This window comes from Bradyrhizobium sp. F1.13.3, from assembly GCF_040548265.1.
Classification (GTDB): domain Bacteria; phylum Pseudomonadota; class Alphaproteobacteria; order Rhizobiales; family Xanthobacteraceae; genus Bradyrhizobium.
Genome location: NZ_JBEPRI010000005.1, coordinates 259,739 through 285,231 on the forward strand (window position 1 = coordinate 259,739; position 25,493 = coordinate 285,231).

Sequence of the window (25,493 nt, forward strand, 5' to 3'; positions counted from 1 at the left end):
GACGGAATTCTTCGCGTTAGCGGAGAATTCGCCCGCCGCGAAAGGCGATCGGCAAGATGAAATGGATGCTCGTTGTCCTGGTAGGAGGCATGACCCCGGTCAACACCGACCTGGTTTTCGACAAGTTCGCCGACTGCCTTGCCGCCGAGGAGCAGATGCGAAAGCACTACACGGACGCTTTCGAGGCCTGGGACCGATGGGCGGCGGCGAATATCGAGCGACGACGCGAATACTCAAAGGTGCGCGACCTCCAGGCCAAACGGCTGCTCAGCAACATCGGTACCTGCGTTCCTCACGCAGGCGGCGAGGCCGCAGCGCCTCAGCAGCAGAGCAATCCGACACCTTCTCCTCAAGCCGCACCTACGCCGCAGCCAAGTCCGAAACCGTGACGTTTGAACGTTCCGAACAGGGGCGGTCGCAAACGAATGTTGCAATTGCTTTCGATACGCTCCGGACTTTGGAGGAGATCAGCATTGAGCGACAGGACGGGCAATGAACCTGCACCCTTGGTGCTTCTCGGCGTGGCAATCATCCCGATCATTGCAGTATTGGCGTGGTTCGCTTTTTAGGCTTTGAACCTTTTCCACGATCGCGCGTCATACAGTCGAAGCGTCCCTAAGCTTCACCCCTACCAGAAAGCCCCGCTTCCCCCAGGCGGGGTTTTCGCCGTCGGCGCTGCATCAACGCACCGATCTTTTCAAGCGCCCTTTTGGCTTGACCACTTTTTCCCGATGCAGCAGCCTAGCTATGGGCAGGGTTTTGAGGAGGCACAATTGCCGAAAACCCTAGTGGAATTCAGAGCGCAGAACCTTCGTTTACTTGAGCAGCTTTGTCCGGACGATCCGGGCTACATTCAATCATGGATCAGGAAGTTCGACCGCCAGAACGGGATCGAACCTGAAGCTCCTGCGAAGTCTCGCCGGGAGCGAGGTGTTGCTTCACCCAAGAAGGCCAGGTCCAGCGACCGAACCAATTGAGCTCGTGGTTGCCTTCGCTCGGCGCCGGAAGCTACGGCGAAGAGGCGTTGGGCTAGGCAGTTCGCCGCTTTTTCCGGGGAGCGCTCGCCTTTGTCTTCAACTTACCGGTCCCGGTATTCGACACACGAGCCACACCTCCGAGTGCAGCTGCAAGAACCTCGTGCTGAGCATCTCGGCCTTACCGTGCTCACAGCCGTCTTCAACGGGCCGGACAATGAAAACATTGGAGCGGGTGAAGGGAATCGAACCCTCGTATTCAGCTTGGAAGGCTGCGGACAACCCAAAAGAACCAACGGCCATTATGACAAATTGGCCCCTAACCCGTCACTGAGCCGTAGTGGGTATTCGGGTTTGTCATAAGCAAAACGCCGCCCCCGATCACAGGGGCGGCGTTCTGATTTTCACGACCGGGGTGCAATCGGTCGGGGCTACCACACCAGCTCCACCATATCGCGCCCGGTCCAGCCCCAGCAGGGGAGCCTGCGACCATGCCGACTACCAGCTTCGACGGATTCAAATCCGAGATCGGGCGGATTCAACGGGCCACCGGGCTGAGCTTCGGGGATGCGGAACTGCTTTTTGTGTTTCGCAACATCGGCGACTCCAAGCTCTACGAGCATGAGCGCATCCGGGTCGGGGAGCTGGAGCGCCGTCTCGCCGGTGCCGACGTGGAGCGCGTCTCATCGCTCCGGGCCAACGACAACGGACGCGGCCCATCGTCATACCGCGCGCCCACAACGCCGCCACCGCCGCCAGAGCAGGACAAGCCCGTCGAGCCTCTCACCCTGCGCGACATCTCCAACTGGGACGAGGTTGAAGTCCCGCAACGCGACTGGGCCGTGAGGGACCGCATCATCCGCCGGGCCGTGACCTTACTTTCTGGCGAAGGCGGAGTCGGCAAGTCGATACTAACCCTGCAGCTTGCTGTCGCCCATGTTCTCGGCCGGGACTGGTTCGGCTCATTGCCCCAGCCCGGACCAGCAATCTATCTCGACGCCGAAGACGACGAGCCTGAATTGCACTTCAGGCTGGAGGCGATCCGCGCCCATCTCGGCGTCACGTTCACGGAGTTGAACGACGGCGGCCTTCACCTCGTGCCACTCGCGGGCAAAGACGCGCTACTCGGCGTGGCGGATCGCGCTGGCATCATCCAGCCGACCCCATTGTTCGAGAGGTTGTTGCTGTCGGCGACCAACATCAAGCCGGTGTTAATCGTGCTGAACTCTGCGGCCGACTTGTTCGCAGGGAACGAAAACAATCGGAGTGAGGTCCGGCAGTTCGTTGGCCTACTGCGTCGTCTCGCTATCGCCAGCGGAGGTGCCGTGCTGCTGACATCCCACCCTAGCCTCAGCGGTCTCTCGACCGACAGTGGACTCAGCGGCTCGACCGCATGGAATAACAGTGTCAGGTCGAGGCTCTTTTTCAAGGTGAGCGAAACCAACGATGACCCCAGATCGGATCAGCGCGAGTTGATCGTCCGAAAGAATAATTATGGCCCCACCGGAGAAACCATCCGCATGATCTGGCGCAACGGCCTATTCGTGCCAATCACGGCGCCGTCGAGCATCGAACAGTACGTCGCCGAGCGCCGGGCCGATGATGTCTTCATGGGCTTGCTTGCCCGCTTCAGTTACGAGGGCCGGAAGGTGAGCGACAAGACCGGCACTAACTACGCCCCGGCGAAGTTCGAGGCCGAAGCGGAGGCCAAGGTGGTCAAGTGCAGCAAGCAGGCGTTGGCGGACGCTATGCGGCGGCTCTTCACTGCTGACAAAATCCGGGTTCAGGAGGATGGGCCACCATCCCATCGACGGTCCCGGCTGGTGATCGTCGGGGGTGTGTCATGAGGATTCCACCGACCCTTCCACCGACCTTCCACCGCCTTCCACCGGGGGTGTACCACCACCCCCCTTATACCCCCCGTGCTGGTGGAAGCGCACCAGCGGCGCTGGAAGCGCCGTGCGCTCCACCATCAAACGCAAAGGGCGGCAGTCGCTGGAGTGCGAAGCTACTGGAGCACGAGTGATGCTCTCCCGCCCACCAGCCCGCTATCGCTCGTCCGCCGATGTGCGCGAACGGCGGCGGACTGCGCAGCAGGCCTATCGGCGGCGGCTCGAAGAAGGCCGCATGTCGGTTTCTGTCGAGATCGACAGCGACGTGATCGAGATGCTGATCGCCAGCCATTGGCTCAAGGACGGCGAATGCGAGGACCGCGCCAAGATCGGCAAGGCTTTGGGCGCGATGGTGGCGGAAGCGGCAAAGCGGTGATCCTCCCCGTCGGGGGACAACAGCGTCAGTTTTGAAACCGGAAAAATAATCCGTGACCGATCTTCATCGACCGCCCGGAAGACGTGCCATCCTGCCGGGCATGAACACGCAGCGCCCAATTCCACTTCGACCAGACGTGACCGCCGCCGCCCGCGAATGGAGGCGCTCATTCGTCGATGACGCGACCGTCCGCGCGCTGGCGCGGCTTCGTAGAACATCCGTCGATGAAGTCCGGCTTGAGCTGCGTGCTCCAGTCTCGCCGATGAAGGTTGGCGATTTCCCCGGCGGCAGCATCGCCGAATTGATGGCTCTGGCGGACAACACTGCGTTGGCGGAGATTTTCGATCTGGCTCACAAGATCGATATGACCGGCAAGGCGAGTTTCGAAGTTGTGCTGCCGAGCAATGTTACCGAAGCGGTCTTCGTCGAGGAAGACGCGCCGATCCCGTCGGCGTCGGGACTGTTCACTGGCTTGGCAATCGAGCCGCCGAAAAAAGTCGCCCTGCTCGCGCCGATCACGAGCGAGCTGGAGTATTATTCGGCACCCGCTGCCAGCGTCGTGATCTCGCAGCTTCTCCGCATCGCGGTCGGCAACGGTCTCGTCAATGTCATGCTTGGCACCGCTGCGGCGACTGCTGCCGCACCGGCTGGGCTGCTGTACAACGTACCGCCGCTTGTCGCTGGTGCGTCGGCATCGGAGGACATCAAAGCGCTGCTCGCCGCAATCTCTGCCGCTGGCATCAGCAGCCGGTCAGCCGCACTCATCGTCGCGTCAGATTTGTTTGCGGCATTGCAAACGCAGCCGTGGCCGCTGTTCAAACGCAAGGTCATCGAAACTCCAACGCTGGCGCCCGGCACCGCCATCGCCATCGCGGCTGATGGTTTTGTCGTCACAGGCGAAGGCGCGCCGGTAGTCGATACGAGCAAAAGTGCGACGCTGCACATGAGCGAAATCCCGGCGCAGATTTCGACACCGGGCACACCTGCAACCATCGCCGCGCCGGTGGTCAGCATGTTTCAGATCGACAGCTTCTGCCTGCGTTGCGTCGCGCGGGTCAATTTCGTGGCCGCACCGGGCGCGGTTGCGTGGATTCAGGATGCAACGTGGTGACCGCCATGAATGACGAACTAGAGCAGATGCTGAAGGCCAACAAGGCACGAGCCGATGAGGTTCGTGCGGAGCTTACCATCAGCGCCACGGATCGTTGGCTGTCTGAACGGCCTGACATCGTCATGCAGCCCAGAGAGTTTAACCGCTGGTTGGCCAGACAGCCTGAGCAGTCTGAGATCGAACTAACGCAGCCGGAGCGTCCGTTTTCCCACGAGGGGACGACAGGCCAGCGCGTGACTGAGGAGGCTGATGTCGAGGTGCTCATTGATCATTGCGTCAATGAAAAGCTCGCCCAGTATCATAGCGCCCCGGACATGCGCCCGGTGACCCGCGAGGTGCTCAGGGGTTTGGTCACTGGCATCCGCGCCGAAATCGTCGAGCAAGTCGGACAGCTCCGCGCCGACATCGAGATCCAGAAGGCGCATGCCGGTGAGCGTGGAGAAGTCATCGATCTGCCAGCATTGCCGTTGCGGAGCCAGCGTCGTGGGTGAACGAGTTCAGAAATCTGATGTCCCGCTCGACCCCGAAGCGTCGATAATCCTGCGATATGCCACCGTCGCGCAAATCAAGGACGACGCGGCGGAATTGTCGAGGCTGTATGCTGAGCTAAGTCCCCAGCAGCGCGAGCAGCTTCAGGTACTGTGGTTCGGCCCTGCTTTTTCAGAATGACTAGTCGCGATGTGACTGATGATTCAGTTCGCTCAAGCTTTTTGGCATAGAGCAAACTTGCTTGCCTTCTGCTTTCAATTCCAAAAGGAAGCTATCGTCTTCAGGGGTCCAGTTGCGCATCCAACCCTCAGGTGCAGCTATATTGGCGGGCTCGGCGGTGGAGCCCGTACTCCGGTGCATAGGTAACTCAGCACTGGAACTTGCGTTCCATCGCCGGAACCGGGTAAAAGGGTTGAGCGTGCTCGGGGGTAGCGTTATGGCGTCGGTGCTTCTGGTCGAGGATGAATCGCTCATACGCATGATGATTGCGGACATGCTGGTCGAGCTAGGTCACAGCGTCGCTGGTGAAGCGAGCGATTTGCAAAGTGGGCTTCTGCTCGCTGCTGTGCCGGGCGTTGACGCCGCCATTCTGGACATACAGCTAGGGGTACATAGTTCTCACCGCATCGCAGCGGCACTGCAAAGCAAAGGCGTTCCGTTTGCCTTTGCAAGCGGATATGGAGCGGACGGCGTGCCCCAAGGGTTCGAGGATTACCCCGTTCTTGAAAAGCCTTTCCAAATTGAAGAACTTCAACGCTGCTTAGCGACTCTGTTGCGCTAACAAACTCCGGTGGTCTGTTCCATCACCCGCACGAGGTCTTCCAAGGGCGGGGGGCCGGGGCCGAAAATGCGGGTGGCTGCAGTTTCCCGCGCGGGGCCGCCCCAAGGGTGACTTATGTAGGTGCGAACATTCGGATGAGGTAAAGCCATGGCTTCTAATCTCACCGTAATCGACCCGGCATCGAAGCCCAATCCGCTGGCGCCGCCCGCGTCCCTCAACGAAGCCGGTCGCAAACTCTGGGAAGCCATCCACCGGGACTACGTTATCGAGGACAGCGGAGGTCATCAGATGCTCCTGCGCATCTGCGAGGCCGCCGACAGCCTCGCGACCTACGATCAGCAGATTGGCCGCGATGGCCCGACGATCAGGACTGCTGCTGGGCTGAAAGAGCATCCGCTGCTGAAACACCAACTGGCGACCCGCAGTTTCATCGTCCGATCCCTGCTGCGGCTCAACCTTGATGTCGTCGCGCCGAGAACGGAGCTTGGACGGCCGAGCGGCGGCGGGGCCTATCGCGGGGAAGATCGATGAGTACCATCATGCGACGCAGACGCGAAATTCGCACGCTCAACCCATGGCGACGCCACGAGCTGCTCATCGGCGAGGTCAGGCTCTCATCGAGCTATGAGGGCTACACCGATGGTCACAACACACGGCTTTTGGACTTCATCGGTCCCGAAATGCGCCGCGATTGGGCCGACAACCGCGCCGATCTTTTGGAGTTCTGGCGGTCCGGCCGGTACACGACACCGGACATTTTTCCGAACAGCTTACCATGGCTGTTTGCGCGGGCCCGACCCGGCCGGTTGCTTTGGGCGTACGAGCATTTGGACTAGGCACCTAGGCACGAAGGAGTCGGGCGGCTTCACGGTTGCAGTTGGACATTTCCCGGAGACGATAATATCCAGCTGCGATTGATCCGCTCAAGCATTCCTGTGACGCAAATTACCCTTCCAGTCTTGTGGGCTTCGACTGCGATGATGTAATCGCTCGGAGGCAAAGTCACTTTTACGTTCAACTGCCCATAGTCGGCGCTATTCCACTGTACAACGATTTCTCTTGGGCTCGAAACATCCAATAAGTCCGCCGGGTTGTGTTCTGATTTCAGTCGGATGACTGTTCCGTTTATGGTGTAAGGCCGTGCGGTCTCCACTCTTCTAAGGGAAATTGCAGCATCCCGGACGAGTTCAATTGTGGACGGCTTCATCTCGAATGTAGGTGCAGCTAGCACGTCGGGTGCAGGAATCCACTCCGGAGACCAAGCAACTTCTATCTTCAGCCGGTCGTTCGTCTTCTCAACTAATTCGATGAGTGCATCGCACATATTCGCGTTGAAACCAGTTTGATAGTTCTCCGCGATGACGCCGGGATTTTCTGAGTGTTCTGCCAACCTGATGTTGCTTAACCCTCGAACCAGACGCTGCACGACGCGCCGTTCGAAAGGAGCAACTTCTGGCACTACGGAAAGCGAGGGCTCGTCGTTCCGAACTACTGGGGATTCGATAGTGAATCCAAAGCTCCCCCTAAACGTGTGGCCAAACCTGCATCGATCAGCATAGGCTAAGGCGTCCTTTGTCACGCGCCCGAAAAAAGCAGAAGGTCCAAGTTCAACCGTTGCAGTGGTGGTAATCAGACGCTTCGCATTAGCAATGAAGCCGCTGGCTATGTTCAAATCAATCGAATCTGACCGAACGAGTTCGTCCGGTAGAATTGAACGAATGCGATCGAATGCGATCGAGTTTATGTCATCAATGATTTGAGGTGCATCCCGCCCGGCAAGCTGCCCCAACGTCCGAAGCGCGTCGGCGATCAGACGCTCGGCCCCCCCAAAGTCGCGACGGGTCGCCAACGGCACTTCGAGTCTCTCACCACCATCGACCGCAAGCGTAAACAAGGACGTTGTATTCGTCTTTGTGGGGGTTTCTTGCCAACCATGCAATTGGAGGTATCTTCGAACTGATTCAAGAGACACGGCCTTTGTCTGTTCGCTGTTGTCGGCCATGCTAGACCCCTAATCGCCTGTCGCGTTCGGCGTTCAGGATATTGACGATCGCTTGCGACGTAAGTTCATTAGACCTTGGTATTCGGATTCTTTTCGTGGAAGTGTTTGTGGTTCTCTCCCCTTGCAGGCGCATCCAGTAACAACAATGCTTTAACACCAGCCGGGTTTCGTCGGATTCCATCCAATGCTCTGCATTGGCAGGAAGGCAAAGCAGAATCAAAATGCATGGCGCAGCCTCACTGTCGCGCTCTACCATGTCGTTGTAGGTCTTAGCTTCCAGATCGTACACCACGTCGGAGCCATCGTGTTCCCAATTAATGGTGGCTTTCATCTGGAAGTCTACGGCAAAACCGGACTCGACCCGTCGCGCCCCAATGACTTTGATCGACCGGAATGTCCCGTCAATTCCATAATCGTGAACACGTTGAGCGGCTAGATTAACGCCCGCACGTCCCGCCAAGGCGTGTACGTATGCTAGACTAAGGCATTCTTCGGTGTGCTGTAAGGTAATCAAAAAAATACCTGTGGGGTCTAACAAACCCGCTGACTACTTTGAATTGCATTGCTATCGAAGATACTTAAAGAAATCCATAATTATTTATACCGGCGATTCGTCCAAGCCCGAAGCACCGAAAAGCCTTGGCCCGGCTCTAGCATGCTGATGGCTCCGCCCGACAGTTTATTGATCTCCGCTAACTTCCCTGATGTGATCGCGCCATTCAGCGTCGGGCTGCCGTTTGAACAGCTCGGCGATGCCGCTCGCGAGCTTCGCACCGTCCGGCGTCTGGATGGCGGCGATGGCCTCGATGACTTGTGCTTCGATATTGGCCTCGCGCAGGATGCGCTCCGTGACCTCCGCGCGGACCCTGCTCTCGATCTGATCCGACAGCTCCCGCTCCAATACGTCGTCCGGCGGAATCAATTTGCCGCCGCCGAACTGGGTCATTTTGCGGTCGAGCCATTCGATCAATTGCGGAGTCGTCATCGCGTTCAGTTCGACGCGATTGGTTTGTAGCCAGTTCACCCAAAACTCGCCTTCTTCGCGCTCGCGAACGTAGTCGGCAACGGCCTTCTCTCGCTTAGTCTCCTCCAAGCTCTCGACCTCTAGTTCCATATCGATGGCCTCCCACGGTTCGAGGCCGAGATTGACGATTTTGATCTTGCGTGCGCTGCGCGCCTTGGTTGCTTCCTGCAGGGTCTGGTAAATCATGGTGCCAGATGCATCGGCATCGTGAACGCAGAACACCGCGACCGACTCATCGTGTTCAACCAGCTTGTCGATCAGGTCGCGGGCGGCGCGGGTCGAGAATCCCTTCGACGACATCACGGCGCAGTCGTGCCGCTCCAGCCAGCGGTTCTGCTTCAGCGCCTCTTGCGCTCCTTCCTTTTCGATGTAGAGAACTTTGTTGAAAGTCCATGCCGGGCGTTCGTACTCCTCGACCATCAGGGTGCCGAGCGTAATGGTCTCGTCACGGTGCGGGTGCGTGATCGAGCCACGCGGTTCGCGATACATCAGCGCGATCTCGCCATTTTCGGCCTCAAAGTCGTCGATGACCCCGGTGAAGTGGTCGATCTTCAGTTCCTTTCCGGTTTCGTCCATGACAATGGGCCGCAAGAAGTAGAACAATTGCCGCGCGTTGAATCGATAGCCCTCCTTACCGCTGACGGCGGCAATGGCATCGTCGAGATTGTCGAGGACGACATCTTTCTGCGACAGACTTCCGGCTCTTGCGTCCGGGCGGCGCGCCTTGCGCACTGCCTTCGCCACGGCGCTGCCGATCTCGGCCAGAAAGGGTGTGAGGTCCGGCGCTTTACCATCCGACGTGATCGGCATGTAAGGCGTGATGATGTTCAGTCGGACGGAGAAGTTCTTGTCCTTAGGTGCCTCCGTCACCGTGTGCCTAAGCCCGCAACCGAACACGTTGATCTTCCGCCCGTCGCGCGTCGCACGGATGTTGCCGGTGACCGGTGTGCGGTTGACGCAGAGGACCAGCTGCATTTCCTCGTCCTCTCCGGCCCACGCCTCGACCACGTAGGGGATCTCGGCGCGCGGCTCGATGCCAAACGACGCGACGCCACTCCACGTGGCATAGGCCCGGTGCGGAAACAGCTCAGGGCCGACCGCGCCGAGCCGCTTCGGGTTGACTGGCCGCGCATGATCCCGCGCGATCTCCAAGAGTTTGGCGGCTTTGTCGCGGCCGACCTCGCCGCAAACCATGCGGCCGAGCCCGGCGGCCGCAACGATCTCCCCAGCCTTGCCGCCAGTGCAGCCGTCTAGGCGCGCCACCAGCTCGCGCAAAGGTGTGTCCCCGCTCGCCGATAGCAGCTCGTGAAATTGGGGGGCGTCGTACCACCATGGCGACGACTTGCCGGTGAAGGACTGCCCTCTGTGCGCCATCAGTTCAGCGACCGACGCCCAGTAGAGCGCGTGCTTGTCCTCCGGGATTGCCGGACCGAAGCTGATCTCGATTCGGGTGCCAAGCGGGTCATCGACCTGCGTCACGCTCAAGACCGTGGTCGTGCCGTCCAACTCCGGGCGCAGCTCGATGTGCCGACTGCCTGTGGAAACGCTCAGGGAGCCGCTGGAAGCGAGCACGCTGCCCGCGACCACCCGAAGCCCGTTCCCAAGGGCGCCGCGTGTCGGCAGCCGCAACAGCTTAGACGAGACCATAGGCCGGTTGATGCTGAACAACCGGGCGATCTGTTCGGGCTCGCCTCCAATTCCGGGGCCATCGTCCGCGATGAAGTAGCCGCCCCCCGGCAACTCGCCGATGTGGGCGCGGGCTCCGGTGTCGAGGGCGTTGTCGGTCAGTTCCTTCAGCACCAGACGGCGCAATTTGCTAGCGGCCACACCAGCCTTTTGCTGGAGTCCCTCGACGGTGCGGAAGCTGGTCCAGTCTTCCCGTTCGAACATCTTCAAAATTCGCGATGGCGGTCAGCTTGGTGACCGGCGGTCCGGATTTTCAAAGTGTGCTGAGCAAAAGCTGCCGCTGTAAATTAGGTCAGAACGGCCTACGGCGACCTATAGCGAAGAAGGTTGCCGGGGCCACAATGGGCAGGGGTGCTGGCAAAAAATTCACGGTGGAGAGCTACGCGCGTGCTGCACTGGGCGTGACCTGCCTGCCAAGCCCGTCTGTGGCAGCAATTTCCAAGCGCTTTTGGGAAGTTGAGGATTTGATAGGGATCTAGCAAAACTGTTGCGGCGTCATTGATAGGGGTATATCATACCAGATCATGACGCATAAACTCCGATTTGACGATGTTCGCCACGCGCTCGATATGACCGCTCCTGCCTTACGACGGTGGCTGCAATTCAAGCTGATCGGCAACACCGCGAAGAGCAAGGCGCGCGAAGGCAAGCAGCTTCAGTTTACCTTAGACGATTTGGCCGTCTTAGCGCTGGTAAAGGTGATGGCGGAATACGGTGTCCCTATCGCCGCCGCCTACAAGATCGCTGCTAGGGAAGTGGACCAAGCGGGACCTTGGTCGGGCGATCAGACGGCTGAATCCTTTTGGAGTCGGTGGGCCCCCGATACGCAAATTATTGTCAGCCGCGCCGAGGACAAGAACGGCAACACTGTTTGGAAGATCGCGAAATTCGAAAATGCGGAAGTAGCCTACACCTTGGGCGCCCATCTCACGCTCTACCCGCGCGCGCTTATTCGCGCGGCGATTCAGCGGGGCGTCGAATCGGTCGAAAGTCGTGACGAGAAGCGGCGCGCCTGATTGCGATAAATCTTCAACGAGTAGCTCTGATGGGCCATGGTTCTAGCAATTTCAGGGAAGCGGATCTGAGGCGAGCGATGCGTGTCATTGAGGCCGCTGGTAAGAAGATAACTGCGGTCGAGATCGAGGATGGTCGCCTCATCAGGCTCAAGATCAAGATTGGTAATGGCACCGATGGCGACGACATCAATATCGAAACTTCGGACGATTTAAGGAAACTCATATGAAGCCGCCCCGTTCTGCCCTGCCCCTGCCCCGCTATACGCAGCGGCACCCGGTGAACGGATGCTGGGGATATTTTTTTAACCCGCCAACGTGGGCGCGCAAAAAGAATTGTCCAGTCGCAAGTGAGGCGCTGGGTACAGATTACGATGCCGCCGTTCGTCGCGCTGAAGACGTTTTGCTGAAGGCCTTCGATAGCTGGCGCACAGCCGGTGTTTCGGATAGTGCTGCGTCGCCGGTCGCCTCGGCTGGCACATTCGACTGGCTCATTGGGGAGTATCGATCCGACCGACGCTACACCAAGCTGAGTGGCAAGCAAAAGCGTAACCATGAAGCCGGTTTTAAACTAGTTGGTGGATATGTTCTGAAAGACGGGCGCCGTCTAGGGCTGGCTCGATTGAACGCGATCACCACGGCAGTCGCCGACGCGCTCTATGAGAAATTACTGATTGTTAAGATCACCGAGGCGGATGGCAGCGTCATCGAGCGCGAACGCCGCACTTCGGTCAATCACGCAATGAAATCCTGCCGACGCGCGTGGAACGTCGTTTCGCGGCGGCATCCGGGCAAGTTGCCCTTGGTCAACCCGTTCGCGCAGATGGGTCTGCGCTCGTCGGATCGCGAGACACCGACCGCAACCTATGAGGAATTGCAGACGTTCCGCGCCAAGGCAGTCGACATGGGTCTGCTATCGCTGGCAACCGCCGCTCTCATCGGCTGGGACTGGTTGCAACGCGAGACCGACATTTTCGCGACCTTCGACGTGTCGCATTATCGGCCGAAGGAGCACCCCGACATGGTGCGCGTCGTGGACGAAAAGACGAAGAAGGAAAGCTGGATTCCGCTGATCGACGATGCGGGTACACTGCTCTATCCCGAACTCATGGCCGAACTCGACGCCATCAAGCGCCAGCGCATCGGCGGGCTGATGCTGTGCCGAGACTGGGGCGACCGGGGACCGTGGCCGACGTGGCCAAAGCCGAACGAACCAGACTTCACTCACCTGTCGCGCAAGGTGAAGGAGGTGATCCGCGCCGCCGGTCTGCGGGAACAACTGTCGTTCACGTCATTCCGCCATGGCGGTTTCACCGAGGGCGGCGACGCCGAACTCACCGACCGCGAGATGCTCGCTTCGGGCCGCCATACGACGGTGAAGGTGCTCCCGAAATATACGAAGCGGACGACACGCCAAATTGAGAATGCGATCAAAAAGCGCCGCGCGTCGCGACAGAAAACTTAGAACGATGAGGCAACAAAAGGCCGCGATTTGTCATAACGCGCAGCAGCCGTCTTGTCATAACGGACGACCGACGATGCGACAAGCCATTGAAAACATTGGAGCGGGTGAAGGGAATCGAACCCTCGTATTCAGCTTGGAAGGCTGCTGCTCTACCATTGAGCTACACCCGCGACAGGGGCTCCCTAACACGGCCGGGCGGCGGTCTCAACTGCCCAGGATCAACTGCCAAATCGACGGCTTTCCAGCGCCGTCCTGGCCCTGCGAACAGCCGCTGCTTCCTCCCGACCCGCCTCCCCTTAACAACACCGGAATTGCCGCCTATATTGATGTCTTCCGTAACCAACGAAAGGAGGTGATCCAGTGTCTTTTACCAAGCGCTGTCACCTCGCTGGGATCGCCCGCTAAGCTTTGAATAGAGGCTTGGCATCGGGGCGCTCTCAGCCCTGGACCAGCGAGCAAGAAATCGGGCGCGGCGGGGTCTCCCCGCCGCGCCTTTTTCGTGGGTCACGCGCCTGCTGCTCAGGCGGGCGGCTCGCCGGCGAGCGCCTCGCGGACCCTCAGTGACAGGTCCGCCTTCCGGTACGGCTTCCTCAGCAACGCAACGCCGGGACCGAGCTGGCCCTCGTGGTCGAGGGCGTTGTCGGTATAGCCGGACGTATAGAGCACCTTCATCCCCGGGCGAAGGCGCCGCACGGCCTCGGCCAATTCCTGCCCGTTCATGCCACCGGGCATGATGATGTCGGTGAACAGCAGATCGAATTGGGCGCCCTGCTGCACCAGCGCAAGCGCGGTTGCGCCGTCGCCGGCTACGAGGGTGCGATAGCCGAGGCTGCCGAGCTGGGCGATGACATAGCCCTGCACCAGCGGATCGTCCTCGACGACGAGAACCGTCTCGTGCCCGCGTGCCGCCGCGGGCGCCTGCAGCGACCCGACCCTCGCCTGCGCTCCGCCCGCAGATCGCGGCAGAAACAGCCGAATCACGGTGCCGCGGCCTTCCTCACTCTCGATCGCGACGCTGCCGCCGCTCTGCTTGCCGAAGCCGTAGACCATGCTGAGGCCGAGCCCGGTGCCGCGACCGACCCCTTTGGTGGTAAAGAACGGCTCGAACACGCGGTCGCGGATATCGGCGGGGATGCCATGGCCGGTGTCGGTCACCGCGACCATGATGAAGGCGCCGCGTGTGGCGTCGCCGTCACCAGCACCATCCAATTCGCGGTTTGCGGTCTCGAGCGTCAGCGTGCCGCCGCCAGGCATCGCATCACGCGCATTGACGGCGAGATTGATGATCGCCGACGACAGCTGCGACGGATCGGCCATCGCCGGCCAGGCGTCGTCCGCGAGGTGGGTCACGATCTCGACGTTTCCGCCCAGGATCGGCTTCAACAGCTTCGCCGTCTCGAGCACGAGGCCGTTGACGTCGATCTCGCGCGGCTCCAGCGGCTGGCGACGCGCAAAGGTCAAGAGCTGCGAGGTGATCTCCGCGCCTCGCGCCGCCGCATCGTCGATCAGCTGGGCGATCGCGGCTAGGTCGGGCTTGTCCGCCAGCCCCTCCCGGACGATCTCGATGGTGCCGGTGATGACAGTGAGCACGTTGTTGAAGTCATGCGCGACGCCACCGGTGAGCTGACCGATCGCATCCATCTTCTGCGACTGCCGAAGCCGCTCCTCCGTCTCGTGCTGCTCGGTCAGGTCGGTGGCCGAACCACGATATCCCATGAAGCGTCCATCGGCGCCGAACACCGGCTGGCCGTTGACGCTGAAATGGCGCGCGCGCCCAGCCGCATCGCGGCCGCGATACTCGAACTTCCGGAACGGCTCGTGGCGATCCAGCGTCGCCAGGTGACCGCGCCATTTCTGCGGCTCGGCATCGTGGTCGAAGGCGGCGTCTGAACGGCGCCTCCCGATCAGCGCCCTCGGGTCCATGCCGAAAGCATCGGCCCGCTCTGAAATGTAGGTGAACACGTGATCCGGGCCGGTCTCCCAGAACCAGTCGGATGCAGTCTCGGCATAATCGCGGAAGCGCTGCTCGCTCGCGCGGGCGTTCTCCTCGGCGTGCTGCCGGATCTTCAGGTCACGCTCGAGATTCCCATTGGCCTCGCGCAGCTCGCCATAGGCGTGTTCGAGGTTGGCGCACATGGCGTTGAAAGCAACGACCACCTTGTCCAGCTCGTCGGCCTCGTAAGGCGGCCGGCGCTCCAGGCGCAGCGGCGGCGGCGGCCGTCCGAGGCTGTATTTGCCGACGTACTCGGCGATGGCGCCGAGATGCCGCGTCACCAGCAGATGAAACATGTAGATGATGAACAACGAGACAAGGAACGTCTTTGCCGCCTGGCTTGCCAGGATGACGAGGGCCCTGTTCAGCAAATGCTGATAGACGTCGGTCAGCGTCGCCTCGACCCGGAGCGTGCCGATGGCGCGCGAGGTCCCCTGCACCATGGTGGTCAGCGGAAATTCCCGGGTCATGATCGAACGGGTGTTTCGCTCGCCGACTTCGACACGGATCGGATCGGGCCGATCGGCGATCTCGCGGACCTCCGCCGCGCGAACGTCAGGCAGCCGCAGAATGCCATCGAGCTGGAGCTTGAGCTGGTTCTGGTCGAGATTCCACAGGCTCTCTCCGAGGCTGCCCGTGGTGCTGCGGCCGATTTCGTCCAGCCGCGTCTCGATCAGTCCGACCTCACGATTGTAATCCAGATAGAGCTGGAGCACGGTCAGGGTCAGCGTCACGACCGATGAGAACAGCAGCACGGCAGCAAGCAGCCGGGGCCCGACGCCGCTGCGCGACCAGTTGAAGATCCGCGACAGGAGCGCCGCGAACATGGGAGGCGCGAGCGCGGCGCCGATGCCGGTCAAATCCTGCTTCGCAGCCACCGGCGCAATGGCGCGGCCGCGCTTGCTATCGTCGTTGCCTGCGTTGCCCATGCACCACGTCCCGAAAATGGCGGCACCTGCTCAGCCTACCGGTCGCAGCCGCGAGCAAAGTGAACGGTTGAGGCCCTGCCTCAGCAGGCGATACGCGTGGCGATCCTGTCGGCCCATGATCCTGTCGGCCGATGATCCTGTTGGCCCTTGGGCGGCTTGAGCTCGACGGGGTCATATCTTGCGCCCAGCAACAGGATCCCCGGGCAAACTACCACCTCGCATGCTAGAATGACATCGGTGAAAGTCCGGAGCCGCCCGCACAGCGGGAACGCGCTGCAAACGTTGCGGGCCGGCACAGCTGCCATCTCCGGTAGATCGCGCGGCACCGCAATCCGATGGTAGCAGGGCACGCCCAAAAGGCATGGCCAGGGAGATGCGTCATGAGGCGGATAGTCGTGGTCTGCCTATTGCTGCTCGCGGCAAGCCCGTCGCAGGCGCAAGAGGTCATCCGGCTGGCACGCATCGCCGATATCCCCGATCAATATGTCGGCGGCGAGATGCTCCGCGCGGTCTATGCCAGGCTGAACATCAAGCTCGAATTCGAGGATGTCCCCGGCAAGCGCGCGCTCGCGCTGTCGAGCACCGGCGAGGTCGACGGGGAGGTCCAACGGATCGGAACGCTCTCTCGCGACTACCCGACGCTGATCCAGGTGACACCTGCGATCAATTACATCGAGCCCGCTGTCTTCACCACGAAACTGCAGTTCGACGTCGCCGGCTGGAATTCAATCAGGGACTACAGCATCGGCATCGTACGCGGCGTCGGCTCGTCGGAAGCCGGTACGCGCGGCATGACCCGGGTCACGGCGACCACAAGCCTCGACAACATGGTCAAGATGCTCGATGCCGAGCGCTTCGACGTGATGGTCGCCGACCTCTTCAGCGGGTTGGTTGCGGTGAGGAAACTCAATCTCCAGGCCAGGATCCATCCGCTCTCACCGCCACTCGAGCGCATCAGCATCTACCACCATCTGCATGAACGCCATCGCGATCTCGTGCCGAAGGTCGGAAGGATGATCGAGCAGATGGAGGCGAGCGGCGAGCTCGCCCGGTTGCGGGAAACCCTGATCAAGCAGGTGCTGAGCGAGATGTGACAAGCCGTCAGATCGTGCGAGGCCGCTCCCGCACCGCTACCGCGGCGATCAACAGCCCGACGCACCAGGCCATGGCGGCCCGCGGCGGCTCGCTGCCGAGAAGCACGGTGAAGATGCCCGCAAGCAGGCATGGCGCGACCGCCTTGCCGTTCCTGGTCGCGAGCGAGAGCAGGAACGGCATCGCGGCGATCGATTTCTGCACGACGTTCATGGTCGCACGCTGTTTCGTAAGCGTTGGGCTTAGAAGCCGCAAACGTTCATTGCGCGCGGGCGCTTGCCGCGCCGGCTTTCGACGATGCGCTCGCCGCCGCTCTCGGCCGAGCTGCCGTAATAGCGGTGGTGGCCGCTCTGGTCGTGCAGATCCGCGGCGTCCGACTTTTCCGTCCGACGCGCGTCGCAGATGATCTTGATGGTCGACATGGCCGCCTCCGAAGTGTTCTTGGTGGCAATCAGTCGCGCCGATTTCGGACGGCGTTCACATCTTTCGGCCGCAATCGGGTTTCGGGAAGGTTTCGTCGCCCCACCCCGCGACGCAATATTTTCCCCAACCCCATTGTCGGCTGCGACGGTGGTGATACGTCCTTTGGACGCGCGCAGCAAAAATCAACGAGGTGACGATGCTTTACGCCATCCTGGCCTATCACGTGGAAGACGAGATCTTGTCCTGGACGCCCGAGAAGGACGCCGCGGTCGTGGCCAAAGTCATCGAGGTTCAGGCTCCGCTGCGGGCAAGCGGGCATTTTGGCCCGGCCGCCCGCCTGGATGAGACCCGAAAGGCCCGCACCTTGCGTGGCCCCGGCGCGGGCGTCGTGCTGGACGGCCCGTTTGCCGAGACCAAGGAGCAGCTTCTGGGCTTCCACCTCGTCGAATACGACACGGACGAGGAGGCGATCGCGGCCGCGCGGACGCTGCGCCAGGTCAATCCGTCAGCGATCTACGAGATCCGCCCGGTCAAGCTTTACGTGCCGGCCGACGGGTTCGGCACGACGCCTTCCGGCGAATGAACGGCAGGCCTACTTGTCCGTCCCGGTCGGCCCGACATAGAAGCGCTGGATCAGCAGCCCGCCGAAGGCGATGAACCACACGAACGGGGCGACTTGCGGCGCGAACGCCGCAACGACGGTGCCCGGGATGAACACCAGCAGCGGAAACAGCGAGGCCATGATCTCGTGGCGCCAGCCGCCCAGGATCCTCCACCACAGCCAGGCATTGAGGCCGGCGATCGCAGTCAGGTGCAGGCCGTAGAGCACGGCGACCGCACTGCTCCTGGGATAGTTGGTGTAGAGGCCGTTGGTCACCGGCAGCAGCACGATCGATAGCAGGAAGAACAGATTGAGGATCACCGCGCCGCGGCTGCCGACGGGCTGGCGCGCCAGCCGCCTGTGATGGCTGATCCAGAACACGCCGGCGATGATGAAGCTGAGCGCGAGACCCGCGAGCTTGCCGGAATAGACCCGGGCGAGATCGTTCCAGTCGGGCGCGCTGGTGAACACCGCAGCCTTGGGCAGGTCGTAGGCGAGCAGCGTCATGGCGACGCCAAAGATGGTGTTGCTGAGCGATTCCAGCCGTCGCATCTCGAACTGGTCGGATTTGAGCTCGGTCATGCCGGGTGGCGCTTTTTTCGGAATGGAACCTTGGGCCGTCTTGTCCCTAGGTCTTAACATCGGTCCCGTCCAGACGCATTGCGATTCGCAGCGGGATCGCCGACTCTGGCTGTTTCACCGGGGCGATTCGTGGCGACATATCTGGACACGCTCAATGCGGAGCAGCGCCGCGCCGTGGAGCATGGCGTGGCCGATGGTGCGACCGTGGGCGCGCCCCTGATCGTCATCGCCGGTGCGGGCTCCGGCAAAACCAACACGCTGGCCCATCGCGTCGCGCACCTGATCGTCGCGGGCAGCGATCCGCGCCGCATCCTCTTGATGACGTTCTCGCGCCGCGCCGCGGCCGAGATGTCCGGCCGGGTCGAGCGCATCGCCCGAAAAGTACTCGGCGAGAACAATGCCGCGATCATGCGCGACGCGCTTACCTGGGCCGGCACCTTCCACGGCATCGGCGCGCGGTTGCTGCGCGAATATGCCGAGCGGATCGGCGTCGATCCTGCCTTCACCATCCACGACCGCGAGGATTCCGCCGACCTGATGAACCTGGTCCGGCACGAGCGCGGATTGTCGAAGACGGAGAGCCGCTTTCCCGCCAAAGGCACTTGCCTGTCGATCTACTCGCGCTGCGTCAATGCCGAGATGGAGATCGAGAAGGTGTTAGGGGCGCATTACCCCTGGTGCTCAGGCTGGGCGGCTGAGCTGAAGGGCCTGTTCGCGGCCTATGTCGAGGCCAAGCAGGCCCAGCACGTGCTCGATTACGACGATCTTCTGCTCTACTGGTCGCAGATGATGAGCGATGCGCTGATCGCGGAAGAAATCGGCGGCCGCTTCGATCATGTGCTGGTCGACGAATATCAGGACACCAACCGCCTGCAATCCTCGATCCTGCTGGCGCTGAAGCCGGACGGACGCGGCCTCACCGTCGTCGGCGACGACGCGCAGTCGATCTATTCGTTCCGCGCCGCCACTGTCCGCAACATCTTGGATTTCCCGCAGAGCTTCTCGCCCCGCGCCGAGATGATCACGCTCGACCGCAATTACCGCTCGACGCAACCCGTGCTGGCGGCGGCCAACGGCGTCATCGGCCTGGCGCGCGAGCGTTTCACAAAAAATCTCTGGACCGACCGTACCTCCGCGCAAAAACCGCAGCTCGTCACCGTGCACGACGAGACCGACCAGGCCCGCTACATCGTCGAGGAAGTGCTGGCCAACCGTGAGCAAGGCGCGCTCTTGAAGCACCAGGCGGTCCTGTTCCGGACGTCCTCGCATTCGGGTCCGCTCGAGATCGAGCTCACCCGCCGCAACATCCCCTTCGTGAAATTCGGCGGCCTGAAATTCCTCGATGCCGCGCATGTCAAGGACGTGCTGGCGCTGCTGCGCTTCACCGAGAATCCGCGCGACCGCGTCGCCGGCTTTCGCATCCTGCATCTGTTGCCGGGCATCGGACCTGCGACGGCGCAGCGTGTGCTCGACCAGATGGCGGAGAGCTCCGATCCGCTCGCCGCGCTCGGCCAGCTCCCGGTGCCGCCGCGCACCGGCGCGGACTGGACAGGCTTCGTCCGCACGATCGAAAATTTGCGCTATTCGGAATGGCCGGCCGATCTCGAACGCGTGCGGCTCTGGTACGAACCGCATCTCGATCGCCTGCACGAGGATTCCGAGACGCGCCGCGCCGATCTGATGCAGCTCGAGCAGATCGCGAGCGGCTATGCCTCACGCGAGAAATTCCTGACCGAGCTCACGCTCGATCCGCCGGATGCGACCAGCGACAAATCCGGGCCACCTTTGCGCGACGAGGACTATCTGATCCTCTCCACCATCCACTCCGCCAAGGGCCAGGAGTGGAAATCGGTATTCGTGCTCAACGTCGTCGACGGCTGCATGCCGTCGGATCTCGGCGCCGGCACCAGCGCCGAGCTCGAGGAGGAACGCCGCCTGCTCTATGTCGCGATGACGCGCGCCAAGGACGATCTGCACCTCGTGGTACCGCAGCGCTTCTTCGTCCACGGCCAGGCCGCCAAGGGCGACCGCCACGTCTACGCCTCGCGCACCCGCTTCATCCCGGAGCAGCTCGTCTATCTGTTCGAGCGCACCGCTTGGCCGAAGGCCGGGGCAAGCGCAGCGCGCACTGCCGCGCAAGGCCCGAAGGTCGACATCGGCGCGCGGATGCGGGGGATGTGGCGGTAAGGCACAAGAGGCTGGTGTCGGGGCCTGTCAGGATAACTGGAACAACAGAGGTCCGACATGAAAGCGGTCGTCGTCGAACAATACGCAAGTACGAAGAGCTGTTCGAGGAGAAGCTCGATCTGTTCGCAGCACTGCTGTCGCAGAAGCCGGTGACCTGGGAAGGCAAGCTGCGTCCGCCGCTGAGGGATCAATTAGTCTATCCCCCGGTCGAGAACGGCACGCTCAAGACCTGGATCGGCGTCGGCGGCAGTCCGCAATCGGTGGTGCGCGCGGCGCATTACGACCTGCCCTTGATGCTCGCGATCATCGGCGGCGATCCGGCGCGCTTCGCGCCCTTCGTCGATCTCTATCACCGCGCATTCAAGGAGTTCAGCCGCCCGCCACAGCCGATCGGCGTGCACTCGCCCGGCTACCTCGCCGAGACCGACGAACAGGCGCGCGAGGAGCTGTGGCCCGACTACAAGGCGATGCGCGACCGCATCGGCAAGGAGCGCGGCTGGCCACCGATGGGCCGCGATGAATTCGTGAACGAGGCCGAGCACGGTTCGCTCTATGTCGGCTCGCCGGAGACGGTCGCGCGCAAGATCGCCAGGACGGCAAAGGCACTCGGCGTTTCGCGGTTTCAGCTGAAGTATTCGGCGGGAGCCCTGCCGCATGAGAAGCTGATGAAGAGCATCGAGCTCTACGGGCGGAAGGTGGTGCCGATGGTGCGGGAGATGATGGGGTGACTTACGCTCTGAGCCAGTCCGCCTACGCCCTGCGGGCTACGGCGCGACAGCCTTCGCTCACTTCGCGCCATGACCATCGGTGCCGGCTTGCCGAGCCGTAGCTCGCGAAGCGAGCGAAGGCTGGTGGGGGAGGCAGGACTCGAACCTGCGAAGCCATAAGGCGGCTGATTTACAGTCAGCTCCCTTTGCCACTCGGGACACTCCCCCGCTCGACGGCAGCACAATCGGGCCGGACCTTGCCGGCGACCGAAGACGGCCATGGAACGTGAAGGCCGCGACAGCCCGGATGGGGGCGCGACCGGGCGCGGTTATCGGCGAAGCGGTGGGGTAAAGTCAACCGAGGCGAACAGCTAAAATCGCCCCCGAAGCCACCCAAATTGCCATATTCGGGGACCCGTGACACAAGCGAGCCCATGAAGGATCGAAAATTCAACCCGAGGGGCCCCCGCGGCGGGCCTAAGCCCTTCAACAGGCCCGGAAAAACGGCCGGACGGCCGGCCCGGCGCGATCGCGATTCGGACACCGACGGGCCTGTCATCCTCTATGGCTGGCACACCGTCACCATGGCGCTCGCCAACCCCCAGCGGCAGATCCGCAAGCTGACCCTGACCGAGAACGCCGCAAGGCGCCTGGCGGACGAGAACATCGCAATCCCGGTCACGCCCGAGATCGTCCGGCCCCAGGAGATCGACCGGCTGCTGTCGCCCGACGCCGTGCACCAGGGCCTGCTCGCGGAGGCCGATCCCCTGCCCTCGCCCGACATCGAGGATTTGGAGCAGGACGGCATCGTGCTGGTGCTCGACCAGATCACCGATCCGCACAATGTCGGCGCCATCCTGCGCTCGGCTGCGGCGTTTGCGGTGAAGGCGATCGTCACCACCGCGCGCCACAGTCCGGAAGCGACCGGCGTGCTGGCCAAGGCCGCCTCCGGCGCGCTGGAGCTGGTGCCGATGGTGACGGTGCAAAACCTCGCCCGCGCATTGACCACGCTGAACGAGCTCGGCTTCCAGACCGTCGGGCTGGACAGTGAAGGCAGCGCGGATCTCTCCGAGGTCACCCTGCGCGAACCGCTCGCGCTGGTGCTGGGCGCGGAAGGCAAAGGCCTGCGGCAATTGACGCGCGAGACCTGCAGCGTCGTGGCGCGGCTCGACATGCCCGGAGAGATCAAGAGCCTCAACGTCTCGAATGCCGCCGTGCTCTCGCTCTATGTCGGCGCCAGCCGGCTCGGGCTGATCAAGCGGTAACAAAGCAAAACAAAACGCCCGTCCGCATCGCGGACGGGCGTCTCGTTGGCTCAACCGATCAAGCGATCAGTAATAGCGGCGCAGCACGCGGTGGCCGCCATAGTACGGCGCATGGCGCGGAGCGTAGCCGTAGCGCGGACCGTAGCCGTAATGCGTGCGCGGCAGATAGCCGGCGCGCGGGCCGTAGCCGTAGCGATACGGACGGTAATACGGGCGGCGGTAGGGATAGGCGGCCGGAGCTTCGACCGCGGCGGCGCGATAGCCATAGCCGTTGCCGTAACCATAGCCACGGCCGTAGCCGTAATTGGCGGGCGCAACCACCGCGTCTTCACGATAGGTCGGATACGGCGCGAAGGCGCCCGGGCCGGTGTAGGTCGGGCCCTGGTTGACGTGATAATATTGCGTGGTGGGCTCTGCGAGACGCTCATAGGCGCCATAACCGTAGCCGTAGCCGGCCCCATAACCGCCGCAGCCGGTGTTGCAGCCGGAATAGACCGGCGCGACCGGCTGGCACGCATTGAAGCCGCAGGCCGCGGCGGGCGCGGTAGCGACGAACATCGCGGCAGCCGCCACGACCAGTCCCGAAATCATCTGACGCATTACTCTCTCCTGTTGATTTTCGTTTGTTGTTTTCGTTTCTTAACCCGGCGGCCTGCCGGGCATCTCTGCACGCGGCCGCGGCCGAGGACGCCGCGGATAGTCGTTGATCTCAGGCGCAAGGATCACCGGCGGCGGATTGACGGGCACATCCATCTGCGGCGGCAGCGGCGCCGATTGCGCGCCCCAGCTCTGGTAATAGCTCTCGGCGGGCTTGGGCATTTTGCGGTTCGCGGGCGGCTCGACCTCGAGCCGCCCATAGCCGGGCCGCAGGCCCAGCGTCGGGTAGTAATGGCCGACGTCGGCGGGCTGGCGCTCGGCGACGTAACGTCCGCCATAGATCGTGGGCTGCACCTGGACGTTCTTCCCCAGGCCCCAGGTCCCCTCGACCACGGCATAGGACGCGTCGATGTTGTTGATGATGATGGGCACGCCCGGGCGGCCGGGAACGACGATATCGAAGCCGCCGCCGGCAAACGCCGTCGCGGGCAGTCCGATCAGAAACGCAGCGAGCGCAGATGCGCGCATGAGGGGATCCCATTTATTCGGCGACAACCTACCCGATAGCGACGCAGAGAGGGTTAAGGCCCTCTCACCAATTGCTGGTAAGCCTAATGTGTAAGGATTGCGCGCCGCTCAAATGCTGCAAGGCGAACTAGCGAAGCATTAACGCCGCTGGACCCTGCAGTCGGGAACCATGGTGCGTGCTCACTTCCGTTTGAATATCGTTGACGAAAATCCACCGGTTTCAGCGGAACGTCCGGCGTCCTCGGCGTTTAGCCCCCGTCAACAAAACGGGAGCCAAACAATCATGAATATCAAACTTCTCGGAGCCACGGCGATTGCGGCGACCCTGGTGACAGGCTCTGCCATGGCGCAGGCCGTGATCACCAATCCGGGCCGGTGCGCGGCGCAATTCCCCAACGCCAACTGTCAGAACGTCGGACCGGGAAATCCGTACACCGATAGCGGCTATCGGCATCGTCGCGTGTCCTATCGCCAGACCAACAACGGCGATTGGAATAACGACTGGAACAGGAGCCGCACCGGCTTCTGGCCGACCGACGTAGCCACTGGCGCGGTCGGAGCAGCCGCCGGCGTGGCCGGCGCAGCCATCGGGACTGCGGGCGCAATCGCAACCGCCCCGTTCCGTGCCACGAACGACGCCTACGCCTACGACAATGGCTGGGATAATTCGTGGAATAATTCATGGGACAACCGCGGCTGGGACACCCGCACCTACGCCCAGCGCAACGGCTTCGTCTGCACGCCCGGCACCTGGTTCAAGGGCCAAGACGGGCGCCGCCACATCTGCCAGTAAGGCGGTTTGAACCGAACGCGACAGATCAGGCGGCCTTCGGGCCGCCTGATTCATATCTGCAGGGGGATCGCGGGTTCTGGCACTTTCAGATCAAGTCTGGTATTGCGGCGCGCACGGGCGGACAGCCCCGGCATACGCCGGCCCTGCCCCGTTTTTCCAGGCGTCGCCGGCTTAGCTCAGCGGTAGAGCAGCGGTTTTGTAAACCGAAGGTCGGGGGTTCAATCCCCTCAGCCGGCACCAGCGTTACAACAAGTTATCCCCCGATTTGTAGCCCCGACCGTCCCTCCGCTTTCGCAGCGGACAGCGTTCTGGGCTACGCCGGGCTACACACAATACGGACCCTTCACCCAAGGAAAGCCCGTGCGCCTCACGCCGCGGCAACCTGGTCCGAGAAGGGGGCTTGGCGGCGCGCCCGTCATGAACTATCCCCTCCCCGGGGATAGGATGATCCATGACGCAGCACATCCACGAGAGCCATCCGGATATCGTCAAGCGGCTGAAGCGCGCCGAGGGGCACCTGCGCAGGGTCATCGAGATGTTCGATGATGGCCGCTCCTGTCTCGACTTGGCCCAGCAGCTTCATGCGGTCGAGAAAGCCATCGCCGAGGCCAAAAAAGCCCTCATCCACGATCATGTCGACCACTGCCTGGATGCGGCCGCCAATGGCGGCTCCGGCAAATCTGCAAAGAATGCCCTCGCCGAGTTTAAGGCGATCTCGCGATATCTTTAGCGTGGAGTTCTCGATGCCTGCGGCCACTCGTTCGGCCGCCGCGATCGTGTCGGCCCTGCTTGTCATAGTTGGAGTCACACCGCAGGCCCTTGCACAGTCCGCACCGGCAAAAGTCGACGGCAAGCCGCCCGCCATCAAGTAATAAGCTGCTCTATGCGATCCATCGCCCGAATGGATTTGCTTTTTTCTCTTTTCGACATCTGGCGAGGCTCCTTCGCGGGTACGGGGCATGTGCTCGCAGCTCAAGAGCGCC

General features: G+C 62.0%; 27 protein-coding genes, 3 tRNA genes and 1 pseudogene. 20 read left to right on the forward strand and 11 right to left on the reverse strand.

Annotation, left to right across the window (positions count from 1 at the left end):
- The first annotated feature begins 56 nt into the window (after positions 1-56).
- From ABIB66_RS16455 to ABIB66_RS16495, 9 genes are all read left to right on the forward strand, one after another.
- Positions 57-389, forward strand: coding sequence for a hypothetical protein (locus ABIB66_RS16455; RefSeq protein WP_354209224.1), 333 nt, complete (start codon positions 57-59; stop codon positions 387-389).
- 1,076 nt (positions 390-1,465) lie between these two features.
- Entirely contained in the window at positions 1,466-2,821 is a 1,356-nt protein-coding gene (locus ABIB66_RS16460) for an AAA family ATPase (protein WP_354255005.1), read from the forward strand.
- Positions 2,822-2,999: 178 nt separating this feature from the next.
- A complete protein-coding gene (locus ABIB66_RS16465) occupies positions 3,000-3,242 on the forward strand; it encodes a hypothetical protein (protein ID WP_354255006.1) in 243 nt (80 codons plus the stop codon).
- 52 nt (positions 3,243-3,294) lie between these two features.
- The gene (locus ABIB66_RS16470; protein WP_354255007.1) at positions 3,295-4,353 is read left to right on the forward strand and encodes a hypothetical protein; all 1,059 of its coding nucleotides are present in this window, start codon (positions 3,295-3,297) and stop codon (positions 4,351-4,353) included.
- 5 nt (positions 4,354-4,358) lie between these two features.
- Complete coding sequence (locus ABIB66_RS16475; protein ID WP_354255008.1) at positions 4,359-4,844, forward strand: hypothetical protein; 486 nt, start codon at positions 4,359-4,361, stop codon at positions 4,842-4,844.
- Positions 4,837-5,022 carry a hypothetical protein gene (locus ABIB66_RS16480; protein ID WP_354255009.1) on the forward strand — a complete coding sequence of 62 codons (186 nt, stop codon included), beginning with the start codon at positions 4,837-4,839 and terminating at the stop codon, positions 5,020-5,022. Before ABIB66_RS16475 ends, ABIB66_RS16480 begins: the two co-directional genes overlap by 8 nt.
- A 256-nt stretch (positions 5,023-5,278) precedes the next feature.
- On the forward strand, positions 5,279-5,623 hold the full coding sequence (locus ABIB66_RS16485) for a response regulator (RefSeq protein ID WP_354255010.1): 345 nt from the start codon (positions 5,279-5,281) through the stop codon (positions 5,621-5,623).
- A 147-nt stretch (positions 5,624-5,770) separates the two neighbouring features.
- On the forward strand, positions 5,771-6,154 hold the full coding sequence (locus ABIB66_RS16490; RefSeq protein ID WP_354255011.1) for a hypothetical protein: 384 nt from the start codon (positions 5,771-5,773) through the stop codon (positions 6,152-6,154).
- Positions 6,151-6,459, forward strand: a complete 309-nt coding sequence (locus ABIB66_RS16495) for a hypothetical protein (RefSeq protein WP_354255012.1) — start codon at positions 6,151-6,153, stop codon at positions 6,457-6,459. The genes ABIB66_RS16490 and ABIB66_RS16495 overlap by 4 nt, the downstream gene beginning before the upstream one ends.
- Before the next feature lie 29 nt (positions 6,460-6,488).
- Here ABIB66_RS16495 and ABIB66_RS16500 read toward each other — a convergent pair whose 3' ends face one another.
- The 3 genes from ABIB66_RS16500 to ABIB66_RS16510 form a co-directional block, all read right to left on the reverse strand.
- Positions 6,489-7,625 (reverse strand): hypothetical protein, encoded by a 1,137-nt coding sequence (locus ABIB66_RS16500; protein ID WP_354255013.1) that lies wholly within the window; start codon positions 7,623-7,625, stop codon positions 6,489-6,491.
- A 1-nt stretch (position 7,626) separates the two neighbouring features.
- Positions 7,627-8,163, reverse strand: coding sequence for a DUF4365 domain-containing protein (locus tag ABIB66_RS16505; protein WP_354255014.1), 537 nt, complete (start codon positions 8,161-8,163; stop codon positions 7,627-7,629).
- Between the two features lie 141 nt (positions 8,164-8,304).
- On the reverse strand, positions 8,305-10,539 hold the full coding sequence (locus ABIB66_RS16510; RefSeq protein ID WP_354255015.1) for a hypothetical protein: 2,235 nt from the start codon (positions 10,537-10,539) through the stop codon (positions 8,305-8,307).
- Between the two features lie 320 nt (positions 10,540-10,859).
- Here ABIB66_RS16510 and ABIB66_RS16515 point away from each other — a divergent pair, with 320 nt between their 5' ends.
- Genes ABIB66_RS16515 through ABIB66_RS16525 form a run of 3 tightly spaced genes read left to right on the forward strand, consistent with a single transcriptional unit; the run spans position 10,860 to position 12,813 of the window.
- Entirely contained in the window at positions 10,860-11,351 is a 492-nt protein-coding gene (locus ABIB66_RS16515) for a MerR family transcriptional regulator (protein ID WP_354255016.1), read from the forward strand.
- Between the two features lie 29 nt (positions 11,352-11,380).
- Positions 11,381-11,578, forward strand: coding sequence for a hypothetical protein (locus ABIB66_RS16520; RefSeq protein ID WP_354255017.1), 198 nt, complete (start codon positions 11,381-11,383; stop codon positions 11,576-11,578).
- Entirely contained in the window at positions 11,575-12,813 is a 1,239-nt protein-coding gene (locus tag ABIB66_RS16525) for a site-specific integrase (protein WP_354255018.1), read from the forward strand. The genes ABIB66_RS16520 and ABIB66_RS16525 overlap by 4 nt, the downstream gene beginning before the upstream one ends.
- Before the next feature lie 96 nt (positions 12,814-12,909).
- Here ABIB66_RS16525 and ABIB66_RS16530 read toward each other — a convergent pair.
- Both ABIB66_RS16530 and ABIB66_RS16535 read right to left on the reverse strand, forming a co-directional pair.
- A tRNA-Gly gene (locus ABIB66_RS16530) sits at positions 12,910-12,983 on the reverse strand.
- Positions 12,984-13,332: 349 nt separating this feature from the next.
- Positions 13,333-15,735, reverse strand: a complete 2,403-nt coding sequence (locus ABIB66_RS16535) for an ATP-binding protein (RefSeq protein ID WP_354209201.1) — start codon at positions 15,733-15,735, stop codon at positions 13,333-13,335.
- A gap of 380 nt (positions 15,736-16,115) precedes the next feature.
- Here ABIB66_RS16535 and ABIB66_RS16540 point away from each other — a divergent pair, with 380 nt between their 5' ends.
- Positions 16,116-16,829 (forward strand): substrate-binding periplasmic protein, encoded by a 714-nt coding sequence (locus ABIB66_RS16540; RefSeq protein WP_354209200.1) that lies wholly within the window; start codon positions 16,116-16,118, stop codon positions 16,827-16,829.
- A 7-nt stretch (positions 16,830-16,836) separates the two neighbouring features.
- Here the strand turns inward: ABIB66_RS16540 and ABIB66_RS16545 are convergent, their stop codons facing one another.
- Positions 16,837-17,040: a hypothetical protein gene (locus ABIB66_RS16545; RefSeq protein ID WP_354209199.1), complete on the reverse strand. Its 204-nt coding sequence runs from the start codon at positions 17,038-17,040 to the stop codon at positions 16,837-16,839.
- Positions 17,041-17,069: 29 nt separating this feature from the next.
- Positions 17,070-17,249, reverse strand: a complete 180-nt coding sequence (locus ABIB66_RS16550; protein WP_354209198.1) for a hypothetical protein — start codon at positions 17,247-17,249, stop codon at positions 17,070-17,072.
- Between the two features lie 197 nt (positions 17,250-17,446).
- Between ABIB66_RS16550 and ABIB66_RS16555 the strand changes: the two genes are divergently transcribed.
- Positions 17,447-17,833: a YciI family protein gene (locus ABIB66_RS16555; RefSeq protein WP_354209196.1), complete on the forward strand. Its 387-nt coding sequence runs from the start codon at positions 17,447-17,449 to the stop codon at positions 17,831-17,833.
- Between the two features lie 9 nt (positions 17,834-17,842).
- On the opposite strand, the gene ABIB66_RS16560 is transcribed toward ABIB66_RS16555, so the two are convergent.
- The gene (locus tag ABIB66_RS16560) at positions 17,843-18,433 is read right to left on the reverse strand and encodes a TMEM175 family protein (RefSeq protein ID WP_275168189.1); all 591 of its coding nucleotides are present in this window, start codon (positions 18,431-18,433) and stop codon (positions 17,843-17,845) included.
- 129 nt (positions 18,434-18,562) lie between these two features.
- Here ABIB66_RS16560 and ABIB66_RS16565 point away from each other — a divergent pair, with 129 nt between their 5' ends.
- Both ABIB66_RS16565 and ABIB66_RS16570 read left to right on the forward strand, forming a co-directional pair.
- On the forward strand, positions 18,563-20,620 hold the full coding sequence (locus tag ABIB66_RS16565; protein ID WP_354255019.1) for an ATP-dependent helicase: 2,058 nt from the start codon (positions 18,563-18,565) through the stop codon (positions 20,618-20,620).
- Between the two features lie 80 nt (positions 20,621-20,700).
- Positions 20,701-21,348 (forward strand): annotated as a pseudogene (locus ABIB66_RS16570) (LLM class flavin-dependent oxidoreductase); the annotation flags it as partial.
- Between the two features lie 121 nt (positions 21,349-21,469).
- On the opposite strand, the gene ABIB66_RS16575 reads toward ABIB66_RS16570, so the two are convergent.
- Positions 21,470-21,555: transfer RNA gene (locus tag ABIB66_RS16575), tRNA-Tyr, on the reverse strand.
- 206 nt (positions 21,556-21,761) lie between these two features.
- Here ABIB66_RS16575 and rlmB point away from each other — a divergent pair.
- Positions 21,762-22,592: a 23S rRNA (guanosine(2251)-2'-O)-methyltransferase RlmB gene (gene rlmB / locus ABIB66_RS16580; RefSeq protein ID WP_354209194.1), complete on the forward strand. Its 831-nt coding sequence runs from the start codon at positions 21,762-21,764 to the stop codon at positions 22,590-22,592.
- Positions 22,593-22,658: 66 nt separating this feature from the next.
- Here rlmB and ABIB66_RS16585 read toward each other — a convergent pair whose 3' ends face one another.
- Both ABIB66_RS16585 and ABIB66_RS16590 read right to left on the reverse strand, forming a co-directional pair.
- Positions 22,659-23,192, reverse strand: coding sequence for a hypothetical protein (locus ABIB66_RS16585; protein ID WP_354209193.1), 534 nt, complete (start codon positions 23,190-23,192; stop codon positions 22,659-22,661).
- Between the two features lie 39 nt (positions 23,193-23,231).
- Entirely contained in the window at positions 23,232-23,717 is a 486-nt protein-coding gene (locus ABIB66_RS16590) for a hypothetical protein (protein ID WP_354209192.1), read from the reverse strand.
- Positions 23,718-24,000: 283 nt separating this feature from the next.
- Between ABIB66_RS16590 and ABIB66_RS16595 the strand changes: the two genes are divergently transcribed.
- The 3 genes from ABIB66_RS16595 (at position 24,001) to ABIB66_RS16605 (ending at position 25,240) form a co-directional block, all read left to right on the forward strand.
- On the forward strand, positions 24,001-24,510 hold the full coding sequence (locus ABIB66_RS16595) for a hypothetical protein (RefSeq protein WP_354058666.1): 510 nt from the start codon (positions 24,001-24,003) through the stop codon (positions 24,508-24,510).
- 165 nt (positions 24,511-24,675) lie between these two features.
- A tRNA-Thr gene (locus tag ABIB66_RS16600) sits at positions 24,676-24,750 on the forward strand.
- A gap of 211 nt (positions 24,751-24,961) precedes the next feature.
- On the forward strand, positions 24,962-25,240 hold the full coding sequence (locus tag ABIB66_RS16605) for a metal-sensing transcriptional repressor (RefSeq protein ID WP_354255078.1): 279 nt from the start codon (positions 24,962-24,964) through the stop codon (positions 25,238-25,240).
- Positions 25,241-25,493 lie beyond the last annotated feature (253 nt).

Coding starts and splice junctions, on each gene's coding strand:
- ABIB66_RS16550 (WP_354209198.1), bottom strand. CDS start 17,249: ATGTCGACCATCAAGATCATCTGCGACGCGCGTCGGACGGAAAAGTCG.
- ABIB66_RS16585 (WP_354209193.1), bottom strand. CDS start 23,192: ATGCGTCAGATGATTTCGGGACTGGTCGTGGCGGCTGCCGCGATGTTC.
- ABIB66_RS16590 (WP_354209192.1), bottom strand. CDS start 23,717: ATGCGCGCATCTGCGCTCGCTGCGTTTCTGATCGGACTGCCCGCGACG.
- ABIB66_RS16605 (WP_354255078.1), top strand. CDS start 24,962: ATGACGCAGCACATCCACGAGAGCCATCCGGATATCGTCAAGCGGCTG.
- ABIB66_RS16490 (WP_354255011.1), top strand. CDS start 5,771: ATGGCTTCTAATCTCACCGTAATCGACCCGGCATCGAAGCCCAATCCG.
- rlmB (WP_354209194.1), top strand. CDS start 21,762: ATGAAGGATCGAAAATTCAACCCGAGGGGCCCCCGCGGCGGGCCTAAG.
- ABIB66_RS16510 (WP_354255015.1), bottom strand. CDS start 10,539: ATGTTCGAACGGGAAGACTGGACCAGCTTCCGCACCGTCGAGGGACTC.
- ABIB66_RS16540 (WP_354209200.1), top strand. CDS start 16,116: ATGAGGCGGATAGTCGTGGTCTGCCTATTGCTGCTCGCGGCAAGCCCG.
- ABIB66_RS16465 (WP_354255006.1), top strand. CDS start 3,000: ATGCTCTCCCGCCCACCAGCCCGCTATCGCTCGTCCGCCGATGTGCGC.
- ABIB66_RS16475 (WP_354255008.1), top strand. CDS start 4,359: ATGAATGACGAACTAGAGCAGATGCTGAAGGCCAACAAGGCACGAGCC.
- ABIB66_RS16535 (WP_354209201.1), bottom strand. CDS start 15,735: ATGGGCAACGCAGGCAACGACGATAGCAAGCGCGGCCGCGCCATTGCG.
- ABIB66_RS16545 (WP_354209199.1), bottom strand. CDS start 17,040: ATGAACGTCGTGCAGAAATCGATCGCCGCGATGCCGTTCCTGCTCTCG.
- ABIB66_RS16460 (WP_354255005.1), top strand. CDS start 1,466: ATGCCGACTACCAGCTTCGACGGATTCAAATCCGAGATCGGGCGGATT.
- ABIB66_RS16595 (WP_354058666.1), top strand. CDS start 24,001: ATGAATATCAAACTTCTCGGAGCCACGGCGATTGCGGCGACCCTGGTG.
- ABIB66_RS16500 (WP_354255013.1), bottom strand. CDS start 7,625: ATGGCCGACAACAGCGAACAGACAAAGGCCGTGTCTCTTGAATCAGTT.
- ABIB66_RS16520 (WP_354255017.1), top strand. CDS start 11,381: ATGGGCCATGGTTCTAGCAATTTCAGGGAAGCGGATCTGAGGCGAGCG.
- ABIB66_RS16485 (WP_354255010.1), top strand. CDS start 5,279: ATGGCGTCGGTGCTTCTGGTCGAGGATGAATCGCTCATACGCATGATG.
- ABIB66_RS16560 (WP_275168189.1), bottom strand. CDS start 18,433: ATGACCGAGCTCAAATCCGACCAGTTCGAGATGCGACGGCTGGAATCG.
- ABIB66_RS16455 (WP_354209224.1), top strand. CDS start 57: ATGAAATGGATGCTCGTTGTCCTGGTAGGAGGCATGACCCCGGTCAAC.
- ABIB66_RS16495 (WP_354255012.1), top strand. CDS start 6,151: ATGAGTACCATCATGCGACGCAGACGCGAAATTCGCACGCTCAACCCA.
- ABIB66_RS16515 (WP_354255016.1), top strand. CDS start 10,860: ATGACGCATAAACTCCGATTTGACGATGTTCGCCACGCGCTCGATATG.
- ABIB66_RS16555 (WP_354209196.1), top strand. CDS start 17,447: ATGCTTTACGCCATCCTGGCCTATCACGTGGAAGACGAGATCTTGTCC.
- ABIB66_RS16525 (WP_354255018.1), top strand. CDS start 11,575: ATGAAGCCGCCCCGTTCTGCCCTGCCCCTGCCCCGCTATACGCAGCGG.